At 69.3% G+C, this 16,703-nt stretch carries 12 protein-coding genes; 5 read left to right on the forward strand and 7 right to left on the reverse strand.

Features of this window, described 5'->3' with window-relative positions; translation table 11 throughout:
• Nucleotides 1-17: 17 nt before the first annotated feature.
• The 7 genes from QRY02_RS32425 to QRY02_RS32455 form a co-directional block, all read right to left on the reverse strand.
• On the reverse strand, nucleotides 18-1,421 hold the full coding sequence (locus QRY02_RS32425) for a GH1 family beta-glucosidase (protein ID WP_285986619.1): 1,404 nt from the start codon (nucleotides 1,419-1,421) through the stop codon (nucleotides 18-20).
• Between the two features lie 41 nt (nucleotides 1,422-1,462).
• Nucleotides 1,463-2,464, reverse strand: coding sequence for an ABC transporter ATP-binding protein (locus QRY02_RS32430; protein ID WP_285986620.1), 1,002 nt, complete (start codon nucleotides 2,462-2,464; stop codon nucleotides 1,463-1,465).
• Nucleotides 2,461-3,447: an ABC transporter permease gene (locus QRY02_RS32435; protein WP_285986621.1), complete on the reverse strand. Its 987-nt coding sequence runs from the start codon at nucleotides 3,445-3,447 to the stop codon at nucleotides 2,461-2,463. Before QRY02_RS32435 ends, QRY02_RS32430 begins: the two co-directional genes overlap by 4 nt.
• A 1-nt stretch (nucleotide 3,448) precedes the next feature.
• A complete protein-coding gene (locus tag QRY02_RS32440) occupies nucleotides 3,449-4,429 on the reverse strand; it encodes an ABC transporter permease (protein ID WP_285986622.1) in 981 nt (326 codons plus the stop codon).
• Nucleotides 4,426-5,493, reverse strand: coding sequence for an ABC transporter ATP-binding protein (locus tag QRY02_RS32445; RefSeq protein WP_285986623.1), 1,068 nt, complete (start codon nucleotides 5,491-5,493; stop codon nucleotides 4,426-4,428). Before QRY02_RS32445 ends, QRY02_RS32440 begins: the two co-directional genes overlap by 4 nt.
• A gap of 17 nt (nucleotides 5,494-5,510) precedes the next feature.
• Nucleotides 5,511-7,181: an ABC transporter substrate-binding protein gene (locus QRY02_RS32450; protein WP_285986624.1), complete on the reverse strand. Its 1,671-nt coding sequence runs from the start codon at nucleotides 7,179-7,181 to the stop codon at nucleotides 5,511-5,513.
• 205 nt (nucleotides 7,182-7,386) lie between these two features.
• Nucleotides 7,387-8,574, reverse strand: a complete 1,188-nt coding sequence (locus tag QRY02_RS32455; protein ID WP_285986625.1) for an ROK family transcriptional regulator — start codon at nucleotides 8,572-8,574, stop codon at nucleotides 7,387-7,389.
• A gap of 133 nt (nucleotides 8,575-8,707) precedes the next feature.
• Here QRY02_RS32455 and QRY02_RS32460 point away from each other — a divergent pair, with 133 nt between their 5' ends.
• The 5 genes from QRY02_RS32460 to QRY02_RS32485 all read left to right on the forward strand — a co-directional run bounded on the left by QRY02_RS32460 (nucleotide 8,708) and on the right by QRY02_RS32485 (nucleotide 16,629).
• Complete coding sequence (locus tag QRY02_RS32460) at nucleotides 8,708-9,943, forward strand: ROK family transcriptional regulator (protein ID WP_285986626.1); 1,236 nt, start codon at nucleotides 8,708-8,710, stop codon at nucleotides 9,941-9,943.
• Between the two features lie 1,178 nt (nucleotides 9,944-11,121).
• Complete coding sequence (locus QRY02_RS32465) at nucleotides 11,122-12,333, forward strand: RICIN domain-containing protein (RefSeq protein ID WP_285986627.1); 1,212 nt, start codon at nucleotides 11,122-11,124, stop codon at nucleotides 12,331-12,333.
• A 23-nt stretch (nucleotides 12,334-12,356) separates the two neighbouring features.
• Entirely contained in the window at nucleotides 12,357-13,418 is a 1,062-nt protein-coding gene (locus QRY02_RS48740; RefSeq protein WP_353068009.1) for a ricin-type beta-trefoil lectin domain protein, read from the forward strand.
• Nucleotides 13,415-15,274, forward strand: coding sequence for a ricin-type beta-trefoil lectin domain protein (locus tag QRY02_RS32480; RefSeq protein ID WP_285986628.1), 1,860 nt, complete (start codon nucleotides 13,415-13,417; stop codon nucleotides 15,272-15,274). The genes QRY02_RS48740 and QRY02_RS32480 overlap by 4 nt, the downstream gene beginning before the upstream one ends.
• Nucleotides 15,271-16,629, forward strand: coding sequence for a ricin-type beta-trefoil lectin domain protein (locus QRY02_RS32485; RefSeq protein ID WP_285986629.1), 1,359 nt, complete (start codon nucleotides 15,271-15,273; stop codon nucleotides 16,627-16,629). Before QRY02_RS32480 ends, QRY02_RS32485 begins: the two co-directional genes overlap by 4 nt.
• Nucleotides 16,630-16,703: the final 74 nt, after the last annotated feature.

Raw genomic sequence — 16,703 nt, forward strand, 5'->3', positions numbered from 1 at the left:
GCTCACCCCACCGCCGTTCAGCTGCCGCGCACCCGCCGGACGGTGTCGCGGTAGAAGTAGCCGCTCTGCTTGATCGTCCGCGCTTGCGTCTCGTAGTCCACCCGGATCAGCCCGAACCGCTTCGCGTAGCCGTACGCCCACTCGAAGTTGTCCAGCAGGGACCACGCGAAGTACCCCCGGACGTCGGCACCCGCGTTGCGGGCCGCCGCTACCGCGGCGATGTGCGACGCCAGGTAGGCCGTGCGCGAGTCGTCGCGGACGAAGCCCGTCGAGTCCGGGTCGTCGTCGAAAGCCGAGCCGTTCTCCGTGATGTACATCGGCAGGCCCGGGTAATCCCGGCCCAGCCGCGTCAGCAGTTCCGTGAACTTGCCCGGCAGGATCTCCCAGCCCATCGCCGTCGTCGGCTCGCCGAACGGGACCGCCCGGGATGCCGGTGCCCCGTCCGCGTCCACCGGAGAGCCGTTCTCGTCCACCCCCGAGAACTGCTGGCCGAAGTAGTAGTTCACGCCCAGGAAGTCCAGCGGGGTGGAGATGACCGACAGGTCGCCGTCCTGGATCGGGAGCTTGACGCCGCGGTCGGCCAGGTCGTCGACCACGTCCGCGGGGTACTCGCCGCGCACGAGCGGGTCCAGGTAGATGCGGACGCCGAGGCCGTCCGCCTGGCGGGCCGCGCGGACGTCCTCCGGGGCGTCCGTCGCCGGGTCGGCCGTGCACATGTTGAGCGTGATGCCGAACTGCGTGTCCGCCGGAGCTGCCTCCCGCATCCGCTGCACCGCGAGACCGTGGCCGAGCAGCAGGTGGTGCACCGCGTGCATCCCGGCCGCGTAGTCACGCCGGCCGGGCGCCATCACGCCGTGGACGTAGCCGTGCATCGCCGAGCACCACGGCTCGTTCAGCGTCGTCCAATGCCGGACCCGGTCCTTCAACCGGTCGAACACCAGCATCGCGTAGTCCGCGAACCGGTACGCCGTGTCGCGCGCCGGCCAGCCGCCCGCGTCCTCGAGCTCCTGCGGGAGGTCCCAGTGGTAGAGCGTCAGCCACGGCGTGATCCCGCGGCTCAGCGTCTCGTCGACGAGCCGGTCGTAGAACCCGATGCCCGCCTCGTTGACGCCGCCGCGGCCGCGCGGCTGGACGCGGGGCCACGCCACGGAAAACCGGTACGTGTCCGCGCCCAGCTCGCGGACCAGCTCGATGTCCGACGGCATCCGGTGGTAGTGGTCGCACGCCACGTCACCGGTGTCGTTGTTGTCGATCGCCCACGGCACCTGGCAGAAGGTGTCCCAGATGGACGGTGTCCTCCCGTCCTCGGAGACCGCGCCTTCGATCTGGTACGCGGCGGTGGCCACGCCCCAGCGGAAGTCCGGCGGCAGGGTGTCGATCAGCGCCTGCTGCTCGGCGGTCGCGGCGGTGGTCTCGGTCAAGGCGGCTCTCCTCCAGAGGTACCGGACAGGGTGGACGGCGGTCAGGGAGCGGTACCGGTCCCCACGGGATGCAGCCAGCACGCCACTTCGCGCGCCGGGTCGCCGGGCGTTCCCAGCAGCGGCACACGGTCGGGGCACGGCTCGAAAGCCTTGGGACACCGCGGGTGGAACGCGCAGCCGGCCGGCATCCCGCGCGTGTCCGGCGGCGATCCGGGGATCCCGGCCAGCTCACGCCGCGGCCCCCGCAACGCGGGGAACGAGTTCAGCAGGCCGTGGCTGTACGGGTGCAACGCGTCCCGGTAGAGGTCCGCCGCCGGCGCCTTTTCGACGATCCGGCCGCCGTACATGATCGCGATCCGGTCCGAGAACTCCACCAGCAGCGAAAGGTCGTGCGTGATGAACAGGACCGAGAACCCCAGCCGCTCGCGCAGTTCCACGAGCTGGCCGAGGATCTGCCGCTGCATCACGACGTCGAGCGCGGTGGTCGGCTCGTCCATGATGACGACCCGCGGCTCCAGCGCGAGCGCCATGGCGATCATCACGCGCTGCCGCATCCCGCCGGACAGCTGGTGCGGGTACGCCTCGAGCCGGTCGGCCGAGATGCCGACGAGCTTGAGCAGGTCTCTCGCGCGGGCGATCCGGCCCGCTTTCGTCGACCGCGGCTCGTGCGCCTTGATGACGTCGACCAGCTGGGTGACCACCTTGTGCACCGGGTTCAGCGAGTTCATCGCACCCTGGAACACGATGGACGTCTCCGCCCAGCGGAAGTCCCGCAGCTGCTTGTCCGTCAGCTTCAGGACGTCGTAGGGCTCGCCGTCCGCGGGGTGGTAGATCACCTCGCCGCCGCGGATCACGCCCGGTGGCGCCAGCAGCCGCGTCAGCCCGTAGGCCAAAGTGGACTTGCCACTGCCGCTTTCCCCGGCCAGGCCGAGGACTTCGCCGCGGTGCAGCGTCAGGTGCACGTCCCGGACCGCGCGCGCGGCCTCGGCGCCGACGCCGTAGTCGACGTCCAGGCCCTTGATCTCCAGCACCGGGTCCATCATGGCTTTTCCTCCCGCCCGAGCACGGGCGTGAAGCCCACGCGCATCCGATGCGTCCGCCCGTCGGCGCCCTTGACGCGCGCCTTGCCGCTGCCGCGCAGCCGCGGGCTGACGAACTCGTCGATGCCGAAGTTGAGCAGGGACAACGCCGTGCCGAGGATGGCGATCGCCAGCCCGGCCGGCACGAACCACCACCACGCGCCCTGGGCGAGAGCCTGCTGGCTCTGCGCCCAGAACAGGATGGTGCCCCAGTTCCAATTGGACAGTCCCGAGACGCCGACGAAGGCGAGCGTGATCTCCGACATGACGGCGAAGATCACCGTGCCGACGAAGCTGGACGCGATCACCGCCGACAGGTTCGGCAGGATCTCGAAGAAGATGATCCGCCACGTCGATTCGCCGGTCGCCCGGGCGGCTTCGACGTATTCGCGTCCCCGCAGCGAAAGCGTCTGTGCTCTGAGGACTCGCGCACCCCACGCCCACGACGTGAACCCGATGATCACCGCCACGAGGATGTCCCCGCCGGTGGGCACCGCGCTGCCGATGATGATGATCAGCGGCAGGGCGGGGATCACGAGGAACACATTGGACAGTGCGGACAGCCCTTCGCCGGGCGTCCCGCCGAGGTAGCCGGACGTCACGCCGACGATCACCGCGAGGATCGTCGCCACGATCCCGGCGGCCAGCCCGACCAGCATGACGCTGCGCGTGCCGACCACCACCTGGCTGAAGATGTCCTGGCCGAGGTGGGTGGTGCCGAACCAGTGCCGGCCCGACGGCGATTCCAGCAGGTCACTGCTGCGCGCCGACGGGTCGTACGGCGCGATCCAGTCACCGATGACCGCGATCACCAGGAAGAAGACGATGACGGCGAGGCCGGTGACCGTCTTGCCGCCGGTGAGGAACCGGAAGCGGCGCCGGCGCGCGGCCACCGCTTCGAGCGGGAGGGCCTGGGCGGCCTTGACGTCCGCCGCGGGGACAGCCATGTCAGCCCTCCTTCCGGGTGCGCGGGTCGAGCGCCAGGTAGGCGACGTCGGCGAACAGGTTCGCCACCAGCACCGACAGCGTGATGATCAGGAAGATGCCCTGCATCAGCGGGTAGTCCTGCGAGCCGACGGCCTGGAACAGCTGGTAGCCGACCCCGGGGTAGGAGAAGACGATCTCCACCAGCAGCGTGCCGCCGACGATGAAACCCAGCGCCAGCGCGAAGCCGGACACGCTCGGCAGCAACGCGTTCCGCGCCGCGTACCCGACCATCACCCGGCGTTCCGGCAGGCCCTTGGCGTGCGCGACGGTCACGTAGTCCTCCGACGCGACGGTGACCATCATGTTGCGCATGCCCAGGATCCAGCTGCCCATCGAGCTGATCAGGATGGTGAGCGCGGGCAGCAGGCTGTGCTGGATCGCGCTGCCGATGAACCCGGCGTCCCAGCCCGGGACGGTGCCCGGGTCGTAGCCGCCGGACGACGGGAAGAAGCTGCCCGGGCCGGCCAGCAGCGTCAGCGCGATCAGGCCGAGCCAGAAGTACGGGATCGACGAGAGGAACGTCGTCACCGGCAGCAGGCCGTCGACCCACGAGCCGCGCTTCCAGCCGGCGACCACGCCGAGCCCGGTGCCGATCGCGAACCCGACGACCGTGGTGATGCCGACCAGGATGATCGTCCACGGCAGGCTGTCGGTGAGCAGGTCGGACACCGGCGTCGGGAAGAACGTGAACGAGATCCCGAGGTCGCCGCGGAAGAGCTGGCCCCAGTAGTCGAAGTACTGGGAGATCAGGCTTTCGTTCTTGTCGAGTCCGAACAGGACGTACAGCGACTGCATCGCTTCCGCGCTGATCATGCCCTGGTTCTTCGCGATCAGCGACTGCACCGGGTCGCCCGGGATCATCCGCGGGATGAAGAAGTTGATGGTGACGGCGGCCCACGCGGTGAAGAGGTAGAAGGCCAGCCGCTGCAGCAGGTACCTCATCGGGCGGCCCCGTCGTAGAGCCAGCACGCGGCCCAGTGACCGGGCGCGTCGCCGACGTCGAACCGCGGCGGCAGGTCCGTCTTGCACCGTTCCATCGCGACCGGGCAACGCGGGTGGAACCGGCAGCCCGGTGGCGGGTCGATCAGGCTCGGCGGCTCGCCGGACCCGCGTTCGGCCGGCGTCTCCCCCGGCCCGCCGCCGCCCGCGATCCGGTCCGGGTCGGGAGCGGATTCGATGAGCAGCCGGGTGTACGGGTGCGCCGGCCGCTGCGTGATGGTTTCGCTGTCGCCGCCTTCGACCATGCGGCCCGCGTACATCACCATCGTGTCGTCGGCGAAGTAGCGCGCCGACGCGATGTCGTGCGTGATGTACAGGATCGCCAGGTGCAGGCGTTCCTTGAGGTCGCGCAGCAGGTTCAGCACGCCGAGCCGGATCGAGACGTCCAACATGGACACCGGCTCGTCGGCCAGCAGCGCCTCCGGGTCGGCGCCGAGCGCCCGCGCGATCGCGACGCGCTGGCGCTGGCCGCCGGACAGCTCGTGCGGGAACTTGTCGATGTACCGCTCGGGCGGGGTCATCTGGACGCGGGCGAGCAGCTCGTGCAGCGACTTTTCGAGGTCGTCACCCGCCCGGCCGTGGATCTTCAGCGCCCGCGTCAGGTGGTAGCGCACGGTGTGCACCGGGTTCAGCGACGCGAACGGGTCCTGGAAGATCATCTGCACCCGGCGGGCGTAGGCGCGGAACGCCTTGCCGTGCTTGACGTTCACCGTCTCGCCGTGCAGCCGGATGTCACCGCCGGTGCGCGGGTAGAGGCCCGCGAGCAGGCGCGCGACCGTCGACTTGCCCGAGCCGGACTCGCCGACCAGCGCGGTGACGCGGCCCCGCCGGAGCGTCAAGGTCACGTCGTCGACGGCCTGGATGGCGCGGCGCGGGCCGGTCAGCGCGGCCCGGCCTTTGCGGCGAACGGGGAAGTGCTTGGTGAGGCCCTCGGCCTCGAGGACCACGGGGAGGTCCCCCTCCGACCCGACGGCGACGGGGTCGGAGGGGGACTGCTCGGTCGTCACAGCTGAGTCCGCCATCGTCAGGCCGCGGGCTTGAGGTGCAGGACGATGTCGAGCGCGTTGCGCAGGGTCGGCTGGGCCGGCGCGTACGGGTTGGCGTCGTCCGGCCAGCCGACCCAGTTCTTCGTGCTGTACTCGCCGCCGGAGTTGGCCGCCGACGTCGGGATCATCGGCTGCTGCTCGATCATGATCTTCTGCAGCGTCGCCATGGCCGCGGTGCGGGCGGCGTCGTCCTCGGCGTTCGCGTAGGTCTCGAGCGCCTTGGTCGCCTCGTCGTTCTTGTAGCGGCCGTAGTTGCCGTTGATGCCGCCCTGGCCGGTCGGCTTGTAGCGGTTGCCGTCCATGACGTCGCGGTACATGTCGTACGGCGTCTGCCCGTCGTTGGTCCAGTGCATCAGGCCCTCGAAGTCACCGGTGTCGACCGACTTCATCCAGGCGTCCTGGTTCATCTTGTCGACCGTGGCGGTGATGCCGATCTGCGCCAGGTTGTCCTTGATGATCTCCAGGTCGGTGATGTAGTCCGACCAGCCCGACGGGACGGTGAGCTTGATGGTGACCGGCTTGCCGCTCGGGTCGGCCAGCTTGTCGCCGTTGAACTTGTAACCCGCGCCTGTCAGCAGCGACTTCGCCCCCGGGACGTCGACCTTGACGCTCTGGCCCTGGTACTGCGGCGCGATGAACGGGTCGCCCGCCGGCGTCGGAATGCCGGTGACCTGGTCGTTCTTCGGGTAGAAGTAGCCGGCCTCGCCCTGGTTGAAGATGTCGTCGCGGTTGATCACCTTGTTGACGGCCTGGCGCAGCTTCGGGTCGTTCCACGGCGCCTTTTCGGTGTTGAACCACAGGCCGTGGACGGCCAGCTGCGCGGGGAACCACAGCTTGTAGTGCTGCGGGTCCTTGTTGGTGTAGACGGCCTTGTAGTTCGGGATGAACACGAAGCTCCACTCGGCCGCCCCGTTGACCAGCGCGCTGACCTGCGCGTTGTTGTCGGTGTAGGAGGTGTAGCGGATCTCCTTGACCTTCGGCGCTTCCTGCCAGTAGCCGCTGTCGCGCCGCGTGACGATCATCGTCTGCGGGGTGGCCGACTTCAGCGTGTACGGCCCGGTGCCGATCGGGTTCTTCACGAGGTCGAGCGCCGGGTCCTTGACGCCCTGCCAGACGTGCTTCGGCACGACGAGGGTCTGCAGGATCTTGACCTGGTTGACGAACTGCGAGCCGTCGAAGCCCAGGGTGACCTGGTTGCCGGCCGCGGTGATGTCCTTGTACGGCACGGCGTCGACGTTCAGCGCCTTGTTGTCGCGCAGCAACTGGAAGGTGTAGCCGACGTCCTCGCCGGTCATCGGCTGCCCGTCGGAGAACTTCACGCCGTCACGGACGGTCAGGACCAGCTTCTTGTAGTTGTCCGACCAGTCCCACTTCGTGGCCAGCCACGGCTTCGCCGGCTCCTGCGGCTTGACACGGTTGTACAGGGCGAGGGGTTCGTAGATCATCCACCGGTAGCCCATGTTCGACAGGGCGGAGGTCTCCAGGAACGGGTTGTTGTTCTCCGCCTGCGGGCCGTCCGGCTTGCCGACGTTGAGCACGGCGTCGGGGTTGCTCTGGGCGGCGTTCGAGCTGCCACCGCTGCACGCGGTGAGACCGCTCAAGGCCGTCATGGCCACCAGCGCTGCGACGATGGAGCGCTTGACTCGCATCGGTCCTCCTAGTCATCGACGAATAGCTCTTTGTCGACTGGTAGCGAGCCCCGACCGCCGGCGACCGAACGACGTCCCGAAGTCAACCCGGGTGACTCGGGTCACGTCAATAACACGGCGGTAACGTTTTGTGCCTAAGTTTAAGTACTGAAAGAACTGGCGGTCTGGACCTGTTGATCGAACTACTCGTTGCGACGCAAGGCTTTCAGCTGATGCGTCCGCCGTTGGCCAGCAGTTCGGCGACCGGCAGCGTGGCCGCGCCGAGCGCGACCGCCTCGGGCCCGAGCCGGCCGAGGACGACCTCGGTGCGCTCGGCCAGGTAGCCGAGCGCGTGCCGGCCCACGGCGTCGCGCACCGCGGGCAGGATCGCCGGTCCCATGATCGCCCCGGCCGAGCCGGAAAGCACCACCCGATCGGGGCTGAGCAGGTTGATCAGGTTCGCGATGCCGATGCCCAGGTACTCACCGGTCTCGGCGAGCACGTCGGCGGCCGGCCCACCACGCTGGGCTTCGGCCACGACCCGCGCCAGTTCGACGTCGCTTTCGTCCCCGATGACCGGTTCCTCGCCGACGAGGGCGGCGTAGCGGCGGACGACCGCCTCGATGCCGACGTAGGCCTCCAGGCAGCCGTGCGAGCCGCACCGGCAGGCGGCCCCGGCCGCCTTGACGACGGTGTGGCCCCACTCGCTGGTGGTGATGCCGGGGTGCGAGCGCCCGGCCGTCGCGACGGCCGCCCCGACGCCGACACCGAGGAGGGCGACGATGGCGCGTTCGGCGCCCCGGCCGGCACCCCGCCAGGTCTCGGCCTGGCCCAGGGTGCGGGCGCGGTTGTCGAGGTGGAGGGGCGCCTGGATGTGCGGGTGGATCAGGGCGGCGAAGTTCACCCCGCTCCAGCCGAGGGTCGGCGCGTGCACGATCCCGCCGTCGCGGACCGCGCCCGGTACGCCGATGCCGACGCCGAACACCGCGTCCGGATCGCCCCCTTCGAGCACTTCGGCGATGCCCGTGCGCACCAGGCCGGCCACTTCGTCCGGGTCGAGGCGGGTGCCGACCAGCGGGTGGCGCACCGTGCCGAGGGTGCCGAGGGCGCAGTCGAACAGGCCGACCTCGACGTGCGTCTCGCTGACGTCCACGCCCACGACCTGCCCGAATTCGGGCCGGACGGCCAGCAGCGTCCGCGGCCGCCCGCCGTCCGATTCGACCGATCCGGCCTCGGCCACCACGCCGTCCGCGATGAGCTCGGAGACGACGTTGGTAACGGTGGCGGCCGATAGTCCCGATTCAGCTACCAGTTCCAGTCTGCTGACGGGACCGCGGAGGTAGAGCGAGGAGAGCAGCGCCGCGCGGTTGTGCCGCCTGAGGTCACGGGTCGTCTGGCGCACCACCTGGGTCACCGGGAGGATTCTGCCAGACCGCGGCCCCGCCACCATGGGTTCGGGACTTAGTTCACCACTTAATACATAGCCACAACTTACGGCGATCAGGCATCCTGTCAGTGAGCCGGTAAGAAGTTCAGATGGGTTGCCCATGGCGAGCAAGCGCACCACCGTCCGCGATCTGCGGCGGCACAACCGATCCCTGCTGCTGTCGAAACTGTACTTCGACGGCCCGCTGTCGAGGCACGAACTCAGCCAGCTCACCGGATTGAGTGCCGCCACGGTGAGCAACGTGACCGCCGAACTCGGCGAAGAACGCCTGATCACCGAAGCCGGCCAGGTCGAGTCGGACGGCGGCCGGCCCCGGGTGCTGCTGCGCGTCGACCCGGCGTACGGGCACGTCGCGGGCGTCGACATCGGTGAAACGGGTGTCAAGGTCGAGCTGTTCGACCTGGCGATGAACCGCCTGGCGACGGTCGAGCACCCGCTCCCGAAGGCCCCCGACGCGGCGACGGCGGTCGAGCAGGTGACGTCCGGGCTCCGGGAGGTGTTCGCGAGCGCGGGCATCGACGAATCGGGCGTGCTGGGGGTCGGCATCGGCGTGCCGGGGACGGTCGAGCAGGGTGCCCAGGTGCTGGTGCACGCACCGACGGTCGGCTGGGACGCGGTGCCGTTCGAGACCATGCTGCAGGCGGCGGGCGTCGGGTTGCCGCTGTTCGTCGACAACGGCGCGAAGACGCAGGGCCAGGCGGAGATGTGGTTCGGCGCGGGCCGCGGAGCCCGCCACGCGGTGATCGCGCTGATCGGCTCGGGCGTGGGCGCGGCGGTGGTGACGGACGGAACGACCTACCGCGGCTCGACGAGCAGCGCGGGCGAGTGGGGCCACACGACGATCGCGTACGGCGGTCAGGAGTGCCGCTGCGGTTCGCGCGGGTGCCTGGAGGCGTACATCGGCGCGGGAGCGGTGCTGGCGCGGTACCGCCGGGCGCGCGGCAAGGAGATCACGGGCGAGGACGAGCAGGCACAGTTTTCGGCGTTGCTGTCCTCGGCGGACAAGTCCAAGACGGCGGCCCGGGTGCTCGACGAAACGGCGGGCTACCTCGGCGCGGGCATCGCGAACTTGATCAACTTGTTCAACCCGGAACGCATCGTGATCGGCGGCTGGGCGGGCTTGGCCCTGGGAGAGCAGCTCCTGCCGGCAATCCGCGAGGCAGCGGGCGCCCACGCGCTCCGGCACCCGTTCAGCCAGACATCGATCCAGCTGGGATCGCTGGGCCTGGACGCGGTGGCCACGGGAGCGGCAACACTCCCGGTGGCGGACTTGCTGGAGCAGGGCGCAACATCGAGGCTAGCCAAGCCGGCAGCCCCGGACTCCGACGCGGCTTGAGTGGCGGAGGGCTTTGGATCGGGCTTAGCGGAAGGTTGCTCCGGGGAAGCCGGGGCTGGGGAAGTGCCCGATCCGGGGAACGGAGTGAAGCGTGCGGACGTGCACCCGCGCGCGGCGGCAGCGAGCAGCATCCCCGGGCGCGACAGCGAGCGAGCGTCGAGGTAGGGCGGCTTTCCTTCGGTCACGTTTCCCTCGGTCCGCGGATGCCCCCGGTTGCCGAGTACGGCAGCGGCTCGCCCGGCACGCTCGCCCTCCCCGGGGCCTCGCCCAGCACGGCCCACCCGGCACGGCCCACCCAGCACGGCCCACCCAGCACGGCCCACCCAGCACGGCCCACCCAGCACGGCCCACCCAGCACGGCCCACCCAGCACGGCCCACCCAGCACGGCCCACCCTCCCTGGGGGAACCTCCCCGCTCCAGCGTATCGAGGGCGCCTGACAAAACTCGCCGAATTCGCGCCTTGGCGGCCGGTTGTCCACAGCTCAGCCGAATTGTGGACAACCGGACGGGGTGCTCCATGGCCGCCCGAACAGCCGGGCACCGGGCCCCCGGAACAGCCGGGCGGCGAGGCTGCCGAAGCAGCTGGGGAAGCCGGGCGGCGAGGCTACCGGAACAGCCGGGCTCGTCGAGACAGCTGGGCCTGTCAGGCAGCCTGGCCGACGGCGCAGCCGGGCCGACGGGGCAGCCGGGAAGCCCTGGAGCCCTAGCAGCCGAAGCCACCGGCACAGCTCGGGTGGCCTAGGCAGCTGGGCAGCCCCGGTGCCCTAGCAGCCGAAGCCAGCGCCACAGCTCGGGCGGCCGCAGCCCCGGAAGCCCGGAAGCCCGGAAGCCCGGAAGCCGGGAAGCCGGGAAGCCGGGAAGCCGGGAAGCCCAGATAACCATCGAACCCCATGCCCCGCTCACCGGGACCCCACCTCACCACCGCATCCCCCACCAACACCCCCTTAATTCGGGTTGAAAAAAAATGACCGGTCGACGGTTGCCCGGCTTGTCTGGACCATGCATACTTTGTTGCCAGGCACAACAAAGCCTGGCCGATACCTCCGCCCCGGCCCGAGGGCCGCGGGCACGCACGGTCACACCTGCCGCCGCCCCGGCAGGCGCGGCCACCTCCCCCTCCCCGCGTTCCGTGCTGCGCGCGGATCGCCGGTCCCCCACGGTGAGAGAGGCGACAACGATGTCCACCTCCGCAAAAAACCGCTGGGCGGCACTCCTCGCCGCCTGCTCGCTGCTCTTCCTCGGGCAGCAAGCCCTCACGATGGCCCCGGCAGAAGCAGCGGCCACCTTCACCGATGACTTCAACGGCTCCGCCGGCGCCGGCGTCGACGGGTCGAAGTGGCAGCTCGAAACCGGCGACAACGTCAACAACCACGAGCGGCAGTACTACACCTCCGGCACCAACAACGCCCAGCTCGACGGCCAGGGCCACCTCGTCATCACCGCCAAGCGGGAAAACCCCGGCAACTACAACTGCTGGTACGGCCGCTGCGAATACACCTCCGCGCGGCTCAACACCGCCGGCAAGTTCAGCCAGGCCTACGGCCACTTCGAGACCCGCATGAAACTCCCGCGCGGGCAAGGCATGTGGCCGGCGTTCTGGATGCTCGGCGGCGGGAACTGGCCCACCGACGGCGAAATCGACATCATGGAAAACGTCGGGTTCGAGCCGAACACCGTGCACGGCACCATCCACGGCCCCGGCTACTCCGGCTCCGGTGGCATCGGCGCCGCCTACAACGGCCCGAACTTCTCCGACGACTTCCACACCTACGCCATCGACTGGGCCCCCAACCAGATCAAGTGGTACGTCGACGGCAACCTCTACCAGACGCGCACGCCGTCGGACCTGAACGGCAACCGCTGGGTGTACGACCACAACTTCTTCATCATCCTGAACCTCGCCGTCGGCGGGTACTGGCCCGGCGATCCCAACAGCAGCACGCAGTTCCCGCAGCAGCTGATCGTCGACTACGTGCACGTCACCAACACCTCCGGCAGCGGCGGCGGCCGGACCGGCACGATCACCGGCATCGGCGGCAAGTGCGTCGACGTCGCCGGGGCGAACTCCGCCAACGGCACGCCGATCCAGATCACCGACTGCAACGGCAACGCCGCGCAGAACTGGACCGTCGGCACCGACGGCACGATCCGCGCCCTCGGCAAGTGCATGGACGTCTCCGGCGCCGGCACCGCGGACGGGACACCGGTGCAGCTCTACGACTGCAACGGAACCGGCGCCCAGCAGTGGGTCGTGACCGGATCGAAGGACATCGTGAACCCCAACGCCAACAAGTGCCTGGACGCGACCGGAAATTCCAGCGCGAACGGCACCCGGCTGCAGATCTGGACCTGCGGCGGCGGCGCGAACCAGAAGTGGACCACTCCCTGACCTTCCCCATAAGGAGAAACCCAGTGCGGCGAATCCTCGTCGCGCTAATGGGGTGTGCCCTGTTAGCGCTTTCCTTCCTGACAGCCAGCTCCGCTCAGGCGGCGGTCGAAGCGGGCCCGTCCGCGAGCCAGCTGCTCGCCAAAACCCAGTCCTGCCAGCAGATTTCGAACGGGAAGTATTCCTACGACGAAGGCGGCGCGGCCACCGTGCCCGTCTGCCAGGCGAACGGCGCGGTGTTCTTCAAGGCCGACATGGACGTCGACTGCGACGGCGTCCGCACCACGCAGTGCAACGAGAACACCGACTGCTGCTTCTACCCCGATACCGCGTTCCACACCTCGGCCGACCAGCCGCTCAACGCGGCGCAGCTGCCGTACATCGTCCTTCCACAACCGACGTCCACCTGGGACTACCGGAACTACGGCATCGACGGCGGTTCGGTCGTGGCGGTGATCTACAACAACCAGGTGAGCTACGCCGTGGTCGGCGACACCGGCCCGACGAGCATCATCGGTGAGGCCTCCTACGCCACCGCGGTCAGCCTCGGCATCAACCCCGACCCGAAGAACGGCGGCACCGAAGGCCCGGTGACGTACATCGTGTTCCCCAACACGCACGTCAACCCGATCGAGAACCACGCCAACGCCGTCAGCCTCGGCGAGCAGGTCGCCACGCAGTTCGCCGGTGGCACCACGACGCCGCCCACGCAAAACGCGATCACCGGCATCGGCGGCAAGTGCGTCGACGTCGCCGGCGCGAGCAACGCCAACGGCACCGCCGTCCAGCTCTACGACTGCAACGGCACCGCCGCTCAACAGTGGACGGTCAATTCGGACGGATCCGTCCGAGCGCTCGGCAAGTGCCTCGACGTCACGAGCGCCGGCACGGCCAACGGCACGCCGACGCAACTCTGGGACTGCAACGGATCGGGCGCCCAGAAGTGGTCGGCCAACGGCTCGCAGAACCTCGTGAACGCCGGCTCCGGCAAGTGCCTCGACGCCACCGGTAATTCGAGTGCCAACGGGACCCGGCTCCAGATCTGGACCTGCGGGACCGGCACGAACCAGAAGTGGACGCTCCCATGAGAAAACGCTCTCTCCCGGCGTTGATCGGGGTGACCGCGATCGCCGCGGCCACCTTCGCCGGGCCCGCGCAGGCCGCGGGCGAAACGGTCAACGTCTGGCTCACCACCACCAGCGACGCCGGCGGCCGGACGGTCACCCGCGGTCTCCAGCAGCAGACGCCGCTCACGTTCGCCGCCGGAACCGGCAGCGGCGGCGTCACCATCAACGTCAACGAAAACACCACCTACCAGCAGTTCGAGGGCGGCGGAGCGTCCTTTACGGACACCGCCGCGTGGCTGATTAACTCCAGCGGGGCGCTGTCCCAGGCCACCCGCGACGACACCATGCGCAAGCTCTTCGACCCGAACACCGGCATCGGGCTGAGCTTCATCCGCAACCCGCTCGGCGCCTCCGACCTGGCCCGCTACAGCTACACCTTCGACGACGTGCCGGCCGGCCAGACCGACCCGAACCTGACGCACTTCTCGATCGCGCACGACCAGGCCGACGTCCTGCCGCTGACCAAGCAGGCCAAGCAGCTCAACCCGCAGGCCAAGATCATGGCGTCGCCGTGGAGCGCGCCGCCGTGGATGAAGGACAACGACAGCTACCTGCTCGGCTGGGTCGAATCGCAGTACTACCCCGCCTACGCCCAGTACTTCGTCAAGTACCTCCAGGCCTACCAGGCCGCGGGCGTGCCAATCGACTACGTCTCGATGCAGAACGAGCCGACGTGCTGCGCGAGCTACCCGTCGACCAACTGGAACGGCGCCGGCCTGGCGTACTTCGCGAAGAACAACCTGCTGCCCGCACTGCAGGGTGCTGGTCTGTCCACAAAGGTCCTCGCGCTCGACTGGAACTGGGACACCTACGCGTCCTACGGCGCACCGACGCTGGACGACTCGGCGATCCGCAACCACCCGAACTTCGGCGGCGTGGCCTGGCACGGCTACGGCGGTGACATCGCCCAGCAGACGACCGTCCACAACCAGTACCCGAACGTCAACGCCTACTCGACCGAGCACTCCGGCGGCACCTGGATCTCGAACCAGCAGGCCGAGGACATGAACAACATCGTGGACTACACCCGGAACTGGTCGAAGAGCTTCGTCAAGTGGAGCCTCGGCGTCGACCAGAACATGGGCCCGCACAACGGCGGCTGCGGCACCTGTACCGGCTTGATCACCGTCCACAACGGAGACTCACGCAGCGGGCAGGTCGACTACACCGTCGAGTACTACACCATGGGCCACCTGACGAAGTTCGTGAAGCCGGGCGCCTACCGGATCGACTCGAACGACAGCTCGGCGGTGCGCAACGTCGCCTGGAAGAACCCGGACGGCTCGAAGGCGCTGATCGCGTACAACTCCGGCACCGGCAACCAGAGCGTGCGGGTGAACTGGGGCAACTCGTCGTTCACCTACACCCTGCCCGGCCGCACTTCGGCGACGTTCACCTGGAGCGGCAACCAGGGCAACGGCGGCGGCACCGGCAAGACCGGCCCGATCACCGGCCTCGGCGGCAAGTGCATCGATGTCGCGGGTGCCAGCAGCGCCAACGGCACCGCGGTCCAGCTCTACGACTGCAACGGCTCCGGCGCCCAGCAGTGGACGGCCGGCACCGACGGAACCCTGAAAGCGCTCGGCAAGTGCCTCGACGTCACCGGGCAGTCCACAACGGACGGCGCCCAGCTCCAGCTCTGGGACTGCGGCGGCACGGCCAACCAGAGATGGGCGGCCACCGCGGCCCGCGACCTCGTCGGCGCGGGGTCGAACAAGTGCGTCGACGCGACCGGCAACTCCAGCGCCAACGGCACCCGGCTGCAGATCTGGACCTGCACCGGCGCCGCCAACCAGAAGTGGAACGTACCCGCATGAAGAAACGAGCAGTGTTGGGCGCTCTGATCGCCGCGTCGGCGATGGTGCTCGCGCCGGGCGTCGCGCAGGCGGCGACCGGCCCGATCACCGGCATCGGCGGCAAGTGCGTCGACGTCGCCGGCGCGAGCACCACCAACGGAACAGCCATCCAGCTCTACGACTGCAACGGCACCAACGCTCAACAGTGGACGGTCGGCAGCGACGGATCCCTGCAGGCGCTGGGCAAGTGCCTCGACGTCACGAGCGCCGGCACGGCCAACGGCACGACGATCCAGCTCTGGGACTGCAACGGGTCCACCGCCCAGAAGTGGACGGCCAACGCGGCGAAGAACCTGGTCGGCACCGGGTCCGGGAAGTGCCTCGACGCCACCGGCAACTCCAGCGCCAACGGCACGCGGCTGCAGATCTGGACGTGCGCGAGCACGGCCAACCAGCAGTGGACGCTGCCGGCCGGCGGCACCACCCCGCCGCCCGGACCGGGGGCGATGGCCGTCGCGCCCTACCTCTACAACGGCTGGGGCGACCCGCCGAACCCGGCGACGATCATGAGCGCCACCGGCGTCAAGTGGTTCACGCTGGCGTTCGTCCTGTCCAACGGCTACTGCAACCCGCAGTGGGACGGCGGGCGGGCGCTGACCGGCGGCGTCGACCAGACCACGATCAACACCATCCGCGCGGGCGGCGGCGATGTCATCCCGTCGTTCGGCGGCTACTCCGGCAACAAGCTGGAGTCGTCGTGCGGCAGCGCGGGCGAGCTGGCGGCGGGCTACCAGAAGGTGATCAACGCCTACGGCCTCAAGGCGATCGACATCGACATCGAGGCCGACGCCTACAGCAACCCGACGGTGCAGCAGCGCACGGTCGACGCGCTCAAGACGGTCCGGGCGAACAACCCGGGCATCAAGCTGTACGTCACCTTCGGCACGGACCAGTCCGGTCCGGACAACAGCCTGGTCAACCGGGCGGCACAGGCCGGCCTCACGGTCGACGGCTGGGTCATCATGCCCTTCGACTTCGGCGGTGCGGGCCAGAACATGGGCACGTTGACGCAGCGGGCGGCCGAGGGCCTGAAGAACGTCGTCAAGAGCGCGTACGGCTACGACGACGACACGGCCTACCGGCACATGGGCATCTCGTCGATGAACGGCATCACCGACAACAGCGAGACGGTCACGCTCACCGACTTCACCACCATCCTGGGCTACGCGAACGCGCACCACCTGGCCCGGTTGACGTTCTGGTCGGCGAACCGCGACCGCCCGTGCCCCGGCGGGTACCCGAACAACGACACCTGCTCGGGGGTTTCCCAGCAGGCGTGGGACTTCACGAGGATCTTCGCCCGCTACGCCGGCTGACCCCGGCCGCTCGACGAGGCCGTGAAGGCCGCCGCGAGGCGGCCTTCACGGCGTAGGGCTGCCGGGCCGCGGCT

Source organism: Amycolatopsis sp. DG1A-15b, assembly GCF_030285645.1.
Taxonomy (GTDB): Bacteria; Actinomycetota; Actinomycetes; order Mycobacteriales; family Pseudonocardiaceae; genus Amycolatopsis.

Excerpts from the sequence above, each read along its gene's own strand:
- QRY02_RS32430 (WP_285986620.1), bottom strand. The coding sequence starts at position 2,464 with ATGATGGACCCGGTGCTGGAGATCAAGGGCCTGGACGTCGACTACGGC.
- QRY02_RS32435 (WP_285986621.1), bottom strand. The coding sequence starts at position 3,447 with ATGGCTGTCCCCGCGGCGGACGTCAAGGCCGCCCAGGCCCTCCCGCTC.
- QRY02_RS32440 (WP_285986622.1), bottom strand. The coding sequence starts at position 4,429 with ATGAGGTACCTGCTGCAGCGGCTGGCCTTCTACCTCTTCACCGCGTGG.
- QRY02_RS32450 (WP_285986624.1), bottom strand. The coding sequence starts at position 7,181 with ATGCGAGTCAAGCGCTCCATCGTCGCAGCGCTGGTGGCCATGACGGCC.
- QRY02_RS32460 (WP_285986626.1), top strand. The coding sequence starts at position 8,708 with ATGGCGAGCAAGCGCACCACCGTCCGCGATCTGCGGCGGCACAACCGA.
- QRY02_RS32465 (WP_285986627.1), top strand. The coding sequence starts at position 11,122 with ATGTCCACCTCCGCAAAAAACCGCTGGGCGGCACTCCTCGCCGCCTGC.
- QRY02_RS32480 (WP_285986628.1), top strand. The coding sequence starts at position 13,415 with ATGAGAAAACGCTCTCTCCCGGCGTTGATCGGGGTGACCGCGATCGCC.
- QRY02_RS32485 (WP_285986629.1), top strand. The coding sequence starts at position 15,271 with ATGAAGAAACGAGCAGTGTTGGGCGCTCTGATCGCCGCGTCGGCGATG.